General features: G+C 65.2%; 9 protein-coding genes and 2 rRNA genes (1 of these 11 running past the window's edge). 8 read left to right on the top strand and 3 right to left on the bottom strand.

The window, feature by feature from the left end; translation table 11 throughout:
- The 5 genes from AAN986_RS19550 to AAN986_RS19530 form a co-directional block, all read left to right on the top strand.
- Positions 1-1,473: ribosomal RNA gene (locus AAN986_RS19550) — 23S ribosomal RNA — on the top strand (it extends 1,403 nt beyond the left edge of the window).
- Positions 1,474-1,598: 125 nt separating this feature from the next.
- Positions 1,599-1,711, top strand: a 5S ribosomal RNA gene (rrf, locus tag AAN986_RS19545).
- 126 nt (positions 1,712-1,837) lie between these two features.
- The gene (locus AAN986_RS19540; protein ID WP_016454025.1) at positions 1,838-2,581 is read left to right on the top strand and encodes a 16S rRNA pseudouridine(516) synthase; all 744 of its coding nucleotides are present in this window, start codon (positions 1,838-1,840) and stop codon (positions 2,579-2,581) included.
- Positions 2,582-2,600: 19 nt separating this feature from the next.
- Positions 2,601-4,010, top strand: a complete 1,410-nt coding sequence (gene guaD / locus AAN986_RS19535; protein ID WP_043792972.1) for a guanine deaminase — start codon at positions 2,601-2,603, stop codon at positions 4,008-4,010.
- A 47-nt stretch (positions 4,011-4,057) separates the two neighbouring features.
- Complete coding sequence (locus AAN986_RS19530; RefSeq protein ID WP_016449645.1) at positions 4,058-5,431, top strand: solute carrier family 23 protein; 1,374 nt, start codon at positions 4,058-4,060, stop codon at positions 5,429-5,431.
- Positions 5,432-5,531: 100 nt separating this feature from the next.
- Here the strand turns inward: AAN986_RS19530 and AAN986_RS19525 are convergent, their stop codons facing one another.
- Genes AAN986_RS19525 through AAN986_RS19515 form a run of 3 tightly spaced genes read right to left on the bottom strand, consistent with a single transcriptional unit; the run spans position 5,532 to position 8,221 of the window.
- Positions 5,532-5,981 carry an RNA-binding S4 domain-containing protein gene (locus AAN986_RS19525; protein WP_016449644.1) on the bottom strand — a complete coding sequence of 150 codons (450 nt, stop codon included), beginning with the start codon at positions 5,979-5,981 and terminating at the stop codon, positions 5,532-5,534.
- 4 nt (positions 5,982-5,985) lie between these two features.
- The gene (locus AAN986_RS19520; RefSeq protein ID WP_047219875.1) at positions 5,986-7,473 is read right to left on the bottom strand and encodes a sensor histidine kinase; all 1,488 of its coding nucleotides are present in this window, start codon (positions 7,471-7,473) and stop codon (positions 5,986-5,988) included.
- 25 nt (positions 7,474-7,498) lie between these two features.
- Positions 7,499-8,221, bottom strand: coding sequence for a response regulator transcription factor (locus AAN986_RS19515; protein WP_016449642.1), 723 nt, complete (start codon positions 8,219-8,221; stop codon positions 7,499-7,501).
- A gap of 100 nt (positions 8,222-8,321) precedes the next feature.
- On the opposite strand from AAN986_RS19515, the gene AAN986_RS19510 reads away from it, so the two are divergent.
- The 3 genes from AAN986_RS19510 (at position 8,322) to AAN986_RS19500 (ending at position 11,581) form a co-directional block, all read left to right on the top strand.
- Complete coding sequence (locus AAN986_RS19510) at positions 8,322-9,281, top strand: tripartite tricarboxylate transporter substrate-binding protein (RefSeq protein WP_016449641.1); 960 nt, start codon at positions 8,322-8,324, stop codon at positions 9,279-9,281.
- A gap of 216 nt (positions 9,282-9,497) precedes the next feature.
- Complete coding sequence (locus AAN986_RS19505; RefSeq protein ID WP_016454030.1) at positions 9,498-10,067, top strand: tripartite tricarboxylate transporter TctB family protein; 570 nt, start codon at positions 9,498-9,500, stop codon at positions 10,065-10,067.
- Positions 10,067-11,581: a tripartite tricarboxylate transporter permease gene (locus tag AAN986_RS19500; protein WP_047219874.1), complete on the top strand. Its 1,515-nt coding sequence runs from the start codon at positions 10,067-10,069 to the stop codon at positions 11,579-11,581. Before AAN986_RS19505 ends, AAN986_RS19500 begins: the two co-directional genes overlap by 1 nt.
- The last annotated feature ends 424 nt before the right edge of the window (positions 11,582-12,005 follow it).

Below are 12,005 nucleotides of genomic sequence, written 5' to 3'. Positions count from 1 at the left end.
CGATGTGGGGACGGAGAAGGTTAGCTCAGCCAACTGTTGGATATGTTGGTTCAAGCCTGTAGTCGTGCCTGGTAGGCAAATCCGCCGGGCTTAGATGAGGGGTGATAACGAGTCTGCTTGCAGACGAAGTGAGTGATACCCTGCTTCCAGGAAAAGCCACTAAGCTTCAGCTACACACGACCGTACCGCAAACCGACACTGGTGCGCGAGATGAGTATTCTAAGGCGCTTGAGAGAACTCTGGAGAAGGAACTCGGCAAATTGATACCGTAACTTCGGGAGAAGGTATGCCGCAAGTAGGTGAACTTGAACAAAGGGAGCCCAAAGCGGTTGCAAAAAATCGGTGGCTGCGACTGTTTAATAAAAACACAGCACTCTGCAAACACGAAAGTGGACGTATAGGGTGTGACGCCTGCCCGGTGCTGGAAGATTAAATGATGGGGTGCAAGCTCTTGATTGAAGTCCCAGTAAACGGCGGCCGTAACTATAACGGTCCTAAGGTAGCGAAATTCCTTGTCGGGTAAGTTCCGACCTGCACGAATGGCGTAACGATGGCCACACTGTCTCCTCCAGAGACTCAGCGAAGTTGAAATGTTTGTGATGATGCAATCTCCCCGCGGAAAGACGGAAAGACCCCATGAACCTTTACTGTAGCTTTGTATTGGATTTTGAACGGATCTGTGTAGGATAGGTGGGAGGCTTTGAAGTGAGGACGCTAGTTCTCATGGAGCCGACGTTGAAATACCACCCTGGTGCGTTTGAGGTTCTAACCCAGGTCCCTTATCGGGATCGGGGACAGTGCATGGTAGGCAGTTTGACTGGGGCGGTCTCCTCCCAAAGCGTAACGGAGGAGTTCGAAGGTACGCTAGTTACGGTCGGACATCGTGACGATAGTGCAATGGCATAAGCGTGCTTAACTGCGAGACTGACAAGTCGAGCAGATGCGAAAGCAGGACATAGTGATCCGGTGGTTCTGTATGGAAGGGCCATCGCTCAACGGATAAAAGGTACTCTGGGGATAACAGGCTGATACCGCCCAAGAGTTCATATCGACGGCGGTGTTTGGCACCTCGATGTCGGCTCATCTCATCCTGGGGCTGTAGTCGGTCCCAAGGGTATGGCTGTTCGCCATTTAAAGAGGTACGTGAGCTGGGTTTAAAACGTCGTGAGACAGTTTGGTCCCTATCTTCCGTGGGCGCTGCAGATTTGAGGAAGCCTGCTCCTAGTACGAGAGGACCGGAGTGGACACACCTCTGGTGTATCGGTTGTCACGCCAGTGGCATTGCCGAGTAGCTAAGTGTGGAAGAGATAACCGCTGAAAGCATCTAAGCGGGAAACTCGTTTCAAGATGAGATCTGCCGGGGCCTTGAGCCCCCTGAAGAGTCGTTCGAGACCAGGACGTTGATAGGCTGGGTGTGGAAGCGCAGTAATGCGTTAAGCTAACCAGTACTAATTGCTCGTGAGGCTTGACCCTATAACTTTGATGACGTGATCATCAAGGTGGTTATGCCAAGTAAGGCGCAGTCAAAATACAAAGCTGATTACAGACTCTATGAATTCGTTGTGTTGCTCACAAGAGCAGCATGACAACAAGTTATGCCTGATGACCATAGCAAGTTGGTACCACTCCTTCCCATCCCGAACAGGACAGTGAAACGACTTTGCGCCGATGATAGTGCGGGTTCCCGTGTGAAAGTAGGTCATCGTCAGGCTCTTACAGCCCAAGAAACCCCGTAGCCCAAAGCTACGGGGTTTTTTGCTTGTTTGCGCAGAATACCTGTTCCGGCCCTGCGCGATGTGCGTGCGCCATGGTGGGTGCGCCGGCTTGAAAGACCAACATGCAACTGCAAGACATTCTGTATTCCCAAGGCTTCGGTATCCGCCGCGTGTGCTCGGGCCTGGTCCAGCAGGGCTGGGTGGAACTGTGGGACACCGAGGCCAACGACTGGGTGCGTTGCCTCGACTCCACGCAGGACATCGATCCTGAAGGCCTGCGCTATCGCGTACAGGGCGTGGAGTGGGCCTATCACGCGCTGGGCTATGTGCTGCTGCACAAGCCGGCGGGCACGGAGTGCTCGCAAAAGCCTTCAACCTATCCGAGCATTTACTCGCTTTTGCCCATGCCGCTGCGCCAGCGCCCGAACAAGGGTGCCGTGCAGGGCGTGCAGGCCGTGGGCCGGCTGGACCAGGACACGACGGGCCTGCTGCTGCTCAGCGATGATGGCCAGTTCATCCACCGCATGAGTTCGCCCAAGAAGCACGTGCCCAAGGTCTACCGTGTGACCACCAAGCATGCCGTGGATGCGCGGCAGGTGCAGCGCCTGCTGGAGGGCGTGGTGCTCGATGACGACCCCAAGCCCGTCAAGGCGGCTGCCTGCGAGCAGGTGAGCGAGCATGTGCTGGACCTCACGCTGACCGAGGGCAAGTACCACCAGGTCAAGCGCATGATCGCCGCCGTTGGTAACCGCGTTGAAGGCCTGCACCGCTGGAAGATTGGCGAGCTGGAGCTCACCGAGGACCTGCAGCCGGGCCAGTGGCGCTGGCTGTCGGTCGAGGACCTGGCCAAGCTCAAGGCCAAGTGAAGCTCTCTTGTCGTTTCCCATGATGAATTCCTCTGAGCCGCGCCCAGGCTGGGCCCTGCTGTGCACGGCCTTCGATGCCCCCACGCCGTACGCACTGCGCATCCGGCAGGACGTGCTGATCGTGGTGGATGGCCGCGGCATGATCGACGCCGTGCTGGAGCGGAACGACCCTCGGCGCACGACCCTGGAGGCCTTGCATGCGGCAGCGGGCACGCTGAAGCGCCTGCCCGAGGGCCAGTACCTTTTGCCCGGCATGGTGGACCTGCATGTGCATGCGCCGCAGTGGCCGCAAAGCGGCAAGGCCCTGGATGTGCCGCTGGAAACCTGGCTGCAGGAGTACACCTTTCCCCTGGAAGCGCGCTACGGCGATGCCGGCTTTGCCACTTCGGTGTACGACAGCGTGGTGCGTACGCTGCTGGCCAATGGCACGACGACGGCCATGTACTTCGGCACCATCCACGCCGTGGGCAACCAGGTGCTGGCCGAACGCTGCCTGGCCCTGGGCCAGCGCGCCCTGGTCGGCAAGGTGGCCATGGACGAGCCGTCGCAATGCCCTTCGTTCTACAAGGACGCTAGTGCCGCCGAAGGCATTGCCGAGACGGCGCGCTTCATCGACTGGCTGCGCCAGCATCCGGACAACGCGCAGCAGCGCGTGCTACCGGTGATCACGCCGCGCTTCATTCCTTCGTGCACCGACGAGCTGCTGCGCGGCCTGGGCGACCTGGCTGGACGCACCGGCGCCCATGTGCAAACCCATTGCTCCGAGAGCGACTGGGCCCACGCCCATGTGCTGGAACGCCAGGGCCGCACCGATGCGCATGCGCTGCATGATTTCGGCCTGCTCACGCGCCGCACGGTCGTGGCCCATGCCAACTTCCTCACGGCCGATGACGTGGCGCTGATGGCGCGCACGGGCGCCTCGGTGGCGCATTGCCCTCTGTCCAACTTCTATTTCGCCAACAGCGTTTTCCCCGCGCGCAGCGGCCGTGAGCAGGGCCTGGGCATGGGGCTGGCCACGGACATTTCGGGGGGCTACAGCCCCAGCATGTTCGACGCCTGCCGCCATGCCATGACAGCCTCGCTGGCCTTGCACGAAGGCGTGGATCCGGCGCAGACGGCCGCCCGGCGCGGCAGGGCGGGGCAGGGCGTGCAGGCCCGCATCGACCACGTCTTTGCACTATGGCTGGCCACGGCGGCGGGTGGCGATGCGCTGGACCTTCCCATTGGCCGCATCGAGCCCGGCCATGCCATGGATGCCCTGGCCGTCGACTGCCTGGCGCCGGACTCCAATGTGCAGATCTGGCCCGAGCAGGACGGCCCGGCCGACATCCTGCAGAAGATCATCCACCATGCCACGCGTGCCAATGTGGCCTGCACCTGGGTGCAGGGCGCGTGCGTGCACCGGCGCCAGGCGGCCAGCCCCGCCTGAAGACCGGCTGCGTTTGCGCACTGGCTGTTTCCCGCGTTTTCCGCTCCATGACCGAACCGACCTCCTCCTACGAAGGGCGCCTGATCGCCCGCCCTGACGACCGCGTCACGCTCTCCCAGGCCCTGTTGCTGGGCCTGCAGCATGTGATGGCCATGGACGTGTATGTCGTGCCCTTCATCATTGCCTCGGCCCTGGCGCTGTCGCAGGCCGACGCGGCGTCCATGATCCAGTCCACCTTCCTCGCAGCGGGACTGGGCACGCTGATCCAGACGGCCTGGTGCATGCGCATGCCCGTGGCACAAGGGCCTTCCTACATTCCCCTGGGTGCCATCCTGGCCGTGGCCTTTGGCGCGGGCGGCGGCTTCGGCGGCATGGGAGCGGTCTATGGCGCGCTGATTCCGGGCGCGCTCATCGTCATCGCGCTGGGTGCGCTGGGCTGGTTCCACCGCGTGATCCGCTGGCTGGTGCCTCCCATCGTCGGCGGCACCATCATCCTCGTGGTGGGGCTGTCGCTGCTGCCGATTGCGCTGAGCGCCAACGTGTTCGCGGTCCACGGCGGCATGACGGTCAACCAGTCCATCGCGCTGGCATCGGTATCGGCGGCGCTGCTGATTGCGGCCATGATGCTGGGCCTGCGCTTCGACAACCGGCTGGGCCGCTGGATGCGCCTGTCGTCGGTGATCATCGCGCTGGCTGGCGGCACGGCCGTCGCCTGGGGCATGGGGCTGTTTGCCTGGCAGCCCATTGCCGATGCGCCCTGGCTCACGCTGCCCAAGCTGGCGGGCATCGACTATCCGCTGCAGTTCTCGCTGCCCGCCGTGCTCACCTTCGTCGTGATCTACCTCGTGGTCATGGCGGAGACCACGGGCACGTGGTTCGCGGTCTCGGCCGTGATCAACCAGCCCATCACCAGCCGCCAGCTGGACCGTGGCGCCGTGGGCGAAGGCCTGAGCTGCAGCGTGGCCGCGCTAATAGGTGCCACGCCGGTCACCGGCTACTCCACCAACGCCGGCGTGATCTCCATCACCGGCGTGGCCAGCCGCATGGTTTTCATTGCAGCCGGCCTGGTGCTGGCCTGCCTGGGCTTCCTGGGCAAGTTCTCCGCACTGATCGCGGCCATTCCCTCGCCCGTGATCGGCGGCATGTTCGCCGTGGTCTGCGTGACCATTGCCATGGCGGGCATCCGCATCCTGCGCCATGTGCGCCTGGACGAGCGTGCCATGCTGGTGGTGGGCGTGCCCATCATCTGCTCCTTCTTTGCCACCCTGGCCCCCAAGGACTGGGTGCAGACCCTGCCGGACATGCTGCAGTACCTGCTGGGCTCGGCCGTGACCGTGGGCGCCATGGCCGCCATGGTGATGAACCTCATCCTGCCGCGCGCGCAGGATGACGATGCCCCGGCCAGGGACCAGGTGGTCTGAACGCCGCAGGGCCTGCTTCCCGCAAATCCATGCAAAAAGGCCATGCGCAGTTGTTGCGCATGGCCTTTTTTGCTGGAAGAGGCGGGCAGGGCCGTGCGATTCAGCGCCGGTCCAGATCGTCGATGGAGGCGCTCCAGCGGCTGTCCCAGCTGCCGCGCTCGCGCACCTGGTCGATCTGGCGGCGGTCGCGCTTGGTGGGGCGGCCTTCGTGCTGGCTGGCGATGCTGCTGGCGGGCTCCGGAGCCAGCCGGCGCTGCTCTGCCAGCCGTTCGCGCTCGGCCAGGCTTTCGGCGGTTTCCTCGTACAGGGCCTGGGCCACGGGGGCGGGGCCCCGCATGCCTGAGAGGCCGCGGATGACCACGGTGCGCGGGACCTGGCCCTGGCGCAGGGCCACGGTGTCGCCGCAGCGCACCTCGCGCGCGGGCTTGACCAGGGCTCCGTTGACGGTGACGCGGCCCTTGCCGATTTCCTCCGTCGCCAGGCTGCGCGTCTTGTAGAAGCGCGCGCACCACAGCCATTTGTCCAGACGCATGGATTCGATATCGGTCATGGCGTTATTGTGCGCGCGGCGCGGGGTGCTTGCCAGTGGCCGGCTGCAGCGGAATCGCCACGTGCGCATGCAGTCCGCAGACCAGGCCTTGCCGGTAGATGTTGCGCAGCTCGATGGCGCCGCCCAGCGTCTGCACGATCTCGTGGCAGATGGCCAGCCCCAGGCCCGAGCCGCTGCGCGCATTGCCGGCCGAAAATGGCTGGAACAGCCTCTGCGCCAGCTCGCTGTCTATGCCCGGCCCGCTGTCGCGCAGGCTGAGCACGGCCTGGCTGCCGGCCTGGTGCACGCTGATGTGCAGGCTGCCGGCCGCAGGCATGTGGCGTATGGCGTTGTGCAGCAGGTTGCGCGTGAGCTCGCGCAGCATCCATTCGTGGGCAGGAACGGGGCAGGGCTCCGTGTCTATGGAAAAGTCGATGTCCTGCTCCGCAATCAGCGGCGACAGTTCGATGGCCACGTCGCGCACCACTTCGTCCAGCAGGCTGGGCGCGGGCGATGCGGGCCCGGCGCTGTCTTCCTGGCGCAGCTGCTCGACCTTGGCCAGCGCCAGCATCTGGTTGGCCAGGCGCGTGGCGCGGTCCACGGTGGCGCCGATTTCCTCAAAGGCCTGCTCGGCTGGCACATCGCCGCGCTGGGCCGACTGCAGCTGTGCCTTGAGCACGGCCAGCGGCGTGCGCAGCTGGTGCGACGCGTCGCGCACAAAGCGCTTTTGGTCCGACAGCAGCTGGCGCAGCCGCAGCATGAGCTGGTTGATGGCCTCCAGCAGCGGCTGCAACTCGCGCGGTGCTGAGGGTGCCGACAGCGGGCTCAGGTCGCCGCGCGGGCGCGATCGCAGGTCGCTGCTGAGCCGGCGCACGGGCTGTGTGGCGCGCTGGACGACGAAGATCACGATCAGCGCCACGGCGGCCACCAGCAGGGCCTGCCGCGCCAGCGTGGTGCGCAGGATCTGCAGGGCCAGCGCTTCACGCAGCTCCAGCGTCTCGGCCACCTGGATCACGGCCATGCCGCGCCCCTTGGCGCTGGCCACGGGCTGCAGCAGCACGGCCATGCGCACGGGCCGGCCCCGGAACTGTGCGTCGTAGAAGTCGACCAGGGCCGCGTAGGGCGGGCGCTGGGGAATGACGCCGTGCCACATGGGCAGCTCGCCAAAGCCCGACACCATTTCCCCCTCCAGCGTGGAGACGCGGTAGAACATGCGGCTCTGGTTGTCGGCCTCGAAGATCTCCAGCGCCGAGTAGGGAACGATGGCATGCAGCTGGGCGGACTCGTCATAGCCCGTCACATCCAGCTGCTCGCTGATGCTCTTGGCCGAGGCCAGCAGCGTGCGGTCATAGGCGGTGTTCAGCGCAGCCAGCGTCTGGTGGTACAGGCTCCAGGTATTGAAGCCAATGAACAGAATGACGGGCACGAGAATGCCCGTCAGCAGCTGGCGGCGCAGCGACCAGGGCTGGCGAGTGCGCGCGGGGGCGGGAAGGGGAAGACCGGGGTCGCGCATGGGCTGCGGTGAGTGGTGGAGTGCCTCAGGCCGACTCGGCCTTGAGCAGATAGCCCAGGCCGCGCAGCGTGACCAGCTGCACGCCCGTGCCCGACAGCTTCTTGCGCAACCGGTAGGCGACGACTTCCACGGCTTCGTACTGCACGTCCGACTCGCCGGGAAACACCAGCGCGAACAGACGCTCCTTGGCCACGGCATGGCCGGGGCGTGCCAGCAGGGCGTGCATCAGGGCCAGCTCGCGCGGCGTCAGCTCCATGATCTCGCCATCGCGGTGGATGGCGCCGCTGGCCTTGTCGTAGCGCAGCGCACCCATGGCGATGGTCTCGGGCGGCGGCTTGGGCGTGAAGCTGTCGCTGCTGCGGCGCAGCAGGGCGCGCAGCCGGGCCTCCAGCTCGTCGAGGTCGAAGGGCTTGGCCAGGTAGTCGTCGGCACCGGCGTTCAGGCCCAGCACGCGGTCGCCCACGGTGCCGCGCGCGGTCAGGATGAGCACGGGCGTGCGCAGGCCCTGGCCGCGCGCACGCTCCAGCACCTGCAGGCCGTCCAGGCCGGGCAGGCTCAGGTCCAGCACCACGGCGTCGGGCTCGCGCACCAGCCACTGCGCCAGGGCCGAGGGCCCGTCGGCCGCCGTCTCCACCTGGATGCCGCGCCTGATCAGCGTGCGCTGCAGCGTGGTGCGCATGGCGTTGTCATCTTCTACGAGCAGCAATTGCATGGGCCGGACGTTAGCACCGGGCGCGATGCAGGCCATCGTGGCGAGAGCGATCTAGGGATTCCCCTAGGGGTTTGGACAGCCATTTGACAGGTAGCGAACCGATCATCGACAGCCTTACAACACAAGGAGTCAAACCATGCGTCGTGATACTTTTCTGAAGTCGCTGGCCGCACTGGCCGCCGCAGGCAGCCTGCCGCTGTCTGCGCAGGCTGCGGCAGCCGTCAAGATGATGCTGCCGGCCAACCCCGGCGGCGGCTGGGACACCACGGGCCGTGCCCTGGGCAAGGCTTTGCAGGACGCTGGTCAGGCTGCTTCCGTCACCTATGACAACAAGGGTGGCGCCGCCGGCGCCATCGGCCTTGCGCAGTTTGTCAACGGCAGCAAGGGCGATCCCAACGCCATGATGGTCATGGGCGCCGTCATGCTGGGCGGCATCATCACGGGCAAGCCGCCCGTGAACCTCACGCAGGCCACGCCGCTGGCCCGCCTGACCAGCGAGTACAACGTCTTCGTGCTGCCCGCCAACTCGCCCTTCAAGAACATGGCCGAGGTGATCGCCCAGCTCAAGAAGGACCCGGGCTCCGTCAAGTGGGGCGGCGGCTCGCGCGGCTCCACCGAGCACATCGCGGCGGCCATGATTGCGCGTGAAGTCGGCGTCGATCCCTCCAAGATCAACTACGTGGCATTCCGTGGAGGCGGCGAGGCCATCTCCGCCATCCTGGGCGGCAACGTCACCGTGGGCGGCAGCGGCTACAGCGAGTTCGCCGAGTACATCGGCACCGGCAAGATGAAGCCCATCGGCGTGACCTCGGGCCAGCGCCTGAAGGGCGTGGACGTGCCCACGCTCAAGGAGCAGGGCATCAACGTGGAGATCGGCAACTGGCGCGGCGTGTACGGCGCGCCCGGCATCACCAAGGCACAGCGCGATGCGCTGGTCGCCATGATCGAGAAGGCCACCAAGAGCAAGGCCTGGGCCGAGGCGCTGCAGAAGAACGACTGGACGCCTGCATGGCTGGCCGGCGATGCCTTCGGCGAGTTCGTGGACCAGGAGTTCGCGAGCCTGCGCGCCACCATGGTCAAGTCCGGCATGGTGTGATCGAGCTGCTGCACCGGCCTCTTGCGGGGTCGGTGCAGCAACAGGCCCGCACTCCTGCGGGCCACGGCAGGCGCCAGTCGCAGCGCCTGCTTCAAGAAGCGGAAGATGCCCGCGCGCCGCGCCAGCGGCTCGCAGGCCCCGGCGGCTTAATTTTTTCCCCACGTCTGCAGCGGTGGCCGGCCCGGTCGCCGGTCCCGCTGCGGCCAGGAACTGACCATGTCCGAGTCCTCACAACCCAATCCACTTGCCACGGATGCCGCCCAGGCCGATGAGCCCAGCGGCTTTCCCTCGGTACGCGCGCAGACCATCGTCGGCTCCGGCGTGCTGCTTGTCGCCGCAGGCCTGGCCTTCGGCGCGCTGCAAATCCCTGGCGATGCCGGCTACGGCGGCGTCGGCCCCAATTTCCTGCCCTGGCTGTGTGCCTTGGTGCTCGCAGTCTGCGGCGCCTGGCTGGTCTGGGAGGCACGCACGGGCGGCTTTCGCGAAGCCTCTTGCGGGGGCGGCCACCCACGAGCCGACATCGGCGCCTTCGTCTGGGTGTCGACGGGCCTGCTGGTCAATGCCGTGCTGATCGGCACGGTAGGCTTCATCGTCAGCTGCACCGTCTGCTACGTGCTGGCCGTGCAGGGCCTGCGCCGTGCCGGCGGCCAGGCCCAGGCGGGCAAGCCCATCACCTGGGCCAAGGACGTGGTCACCGGGCTGCTGATCTCGGCGCCCGTGTTCTGGGCCTTCACGCAATTCCTGGCGATCAACCTGCCGGGCCTGACTGAGACGGGGTGGCTGTAATGGAAATCTTTGACGCACTGCTGGCGGGCTTTGCCACCGCCATCACTCCGGCCAACCTGCTGTGGGCCCTGGTCGGCTGCGCCCTGGGCACGGCCGTGGGCGTGCTGCCCGGCATCGGACCGGCCGTGGCCGTGGCCATGCTGCTGCCCATCACCGCCAAGGTCGATGTCACCGCCTCGATGATCTTCTTCGCGGGCATCTACTACGGCGCCATGTACGGCGGCTCCACCACCTCCATCCTGCTGAACACTCCCGGGGAGACCGCGAGCATGGTCACGGCCATGGAGGGCAACAAGATGGCCAAGAGCGGCCGCGCGGGCGCCGCGCTGGCCACCTCCGCCATCGGCTCCTTCGTGGCCGGCACCGTGGCCACCGTGGTCGTCACGCTGTTCGCGCCTTCGGTGGCCGACTTTGCCGTCAAGCTGGGCCCGCCCGAGTACTTCATGCTGATGGTGCTGGCCTTCACCACCGTGAGCGCCGTGCTGGGCCAGAGCGCATTGCGCGGCATGACGGCCCTGTTCCTGGGGCTGGCGCTGGGCTGCATCGGCATGGACCAGATCTCGGGCGCTGCGCGCTACACCATGGGCAAGATGGAACTGCTGGACGGCGTGGACATCGTGCTCGTGGCCGTGGGTCTGTTCGCCGTGGCCGAAGTGCTGTACGCCGCCATGTACGAAGGCAAGGTCGTCGATACGCAAAACAAGATGGGCCGCGTGCACATGACCGGCCGTGACTGGAAGCGTTCGTGGCCCGCGTGGCTGCGCGGCACCGTCATCGGCACGCCCTTCGGCTGCATTCCCGCCGGCGGCACCGAGATCCCGACCTTCCTGAGCTATGCCACCGAGAAGAAACTGGCCAAGGGCGAGGACCGTGCGGAGTTCGGCACCAAGGGCGCCATCGAAGGCGTGGCCGGCCCAGAGGCGGCCAACAACGCCACCGTGACCGCCGCGCTGATCCCGCTGCTGACCCTGGGCATTCCCACCAGCAACACCACGGCCGTGCTGCTGGGCGCGTTCCAGAACTACGGCATCAACCCCGGCCCGCAGCTGTTCAGCTCGTCCGCCGCCCTGGTCTGGGCGCTGATCGCCTCGCTGTACATCGGCAACCTGATGCTGCTGGTGCTCAACCTGCCCATGGTGGGCCTGTGGGTCAAGCTGCTCAAGATCCCGCGTCCCCAGCTGTACGCAGGCATCCTGATCTTCGCCACCGTGGGTGCCTACGGCATGCGCCAGAGCGCCTTCGACCTGTTCCTGCTGTACGGCATCGGCGTGCTGGGCGTGATCATGCGCCGCTTCGACTTCCCCACCGCGCCCGTGGTGGTGGGCATGATCCTGGGCCCTCTGGCCGAGGCACAGATGCGCAATGCCGTGTCCATCGGCGAAGGCAGCTGGTGGATCTTCCTGCAGCGCCCCATGTCGCTGACGCTGATCATCATCGTGGCCTGCGTGCTCATCGTGCCGCGCGTGCTCAAGCGCCTGCAGCCCAAGCCCTCGCCGGAGGCGGCTGCCGGCTGATGCCAACCCGTTGCTAGCCGGCCCGGCGGTGTCACGCATGGCGCCCCGGGCCCCTGACAGCCCCTGCCTTCCGAGGCAGGGGCTTTTTTTATTGGCGCCCCTTGATGCGGGTCAGCAGGCGCCTCATGCCCATTGCACCAATGGCATGGGAAATTTATCAATATGTCCTTCCATTGGTGAGGTGGCATTCAATTGCTGATGTATCCAAGATAGTCAATTTGCTTACATTTATAAGAGGAGTCTGACGCATAAATCAATTGCGCCATTGCCAGTGGCCTGTCTATGATTCCCGCTCATCGAGAGAGGGAGCCGTCCATAGGACGGTTGACACAATGACACGACCATTTGCCATCCGCACGCCATGGGGCGAGCCACTGCATTCTCATGAAATGCCTGGCTATCAGAGAATCCGCCACTGTTTCCA

This window comes from Delftia sp. DS1230, from assembly GCF_040112715.1.
GTDB classification, from domain to species: domain Bacteria; phylum Pseudomonadota; class Gammaproteobacteria; order Burkholderiales; family Burkholderiaceae_C; genus Comamonas; species Comamonas tsuruhatensis.
Note: the sequence above shows the minus strand (reverse complement) of the source record. Positions and strands in the feature narration are given on the sequence as shown.

What these genes read in the sequence shown, in the direction of transcription:
- AAN986_RS19540 (WP_016454025.1), top strand. Translation starts at nt 1,838, where the DNA reads ATGCAACTGCAAGACATTCTGTATTCCCAAGGCTTCGGTATCCGCCGC.
- guaD (WP_043792972.1), top strand. Translation starts at nt 2,601, where the DNA reads ATGATGAATTCCTCTGAGCCGCGCCCAGGCTGGGCCCTGCTGTGCACG.
- AAN986_RS19530 (WP_016449645.1), top strand. Translation starts at nt 4,058, where the DNA reads ATGACCGAACCGACCTCCTCCTACGAAGGGCGCCTGATCGCCCGCCCT.
- AAN986_RS19525 (WP_016449644.1), bottom strand. Translation starts at nt 5,981, where the DNA reads ATGACCGATATCGAATCCATGCGTCTGGACAAATGGCTGTGGTGCGCG.
- AAN986_RS19520 (WP_047219875.1), bottom strand. Translation starts at nt 7,473, where the DNA reads ATGCGCGACCCCGGTCTTCCCCTTCCCGCCCCCGCGCGCACTCGCCAG.
- AAN986_RS19515 (WP_016449642.1), bottom strand. Translation starts at nt 8,221, where the DNA reads ATGGCCTGCATCGCGCCCGGTGCTAACGTCCGGCCCATGCAATTGCTG.
- AAN986_RS19510 (WP_016449641.1), top strand. Translation starts at nt 8,322, where the DNA reads ATGCGTCGTGATACTTTTCTGAAGTCGCTGGCCGCACTGGCCGCCGCA.
- AAN986_RS19505 (WP_016454030.1), top strand. Translation starts at nt 9,498, where the DNA reads ATGTCCGAGTCCTCACAACCCAATCCACTTGCCACGGATGCCGCCCAG.
- AAN986_RS19500 (WP_047219874.1), top strand. Translation starts at nt 10,067, where the DNA reads ATGGAAATCTTTGACGCACTGCTGGCGGGCTTTGCCACCGCCATCACT.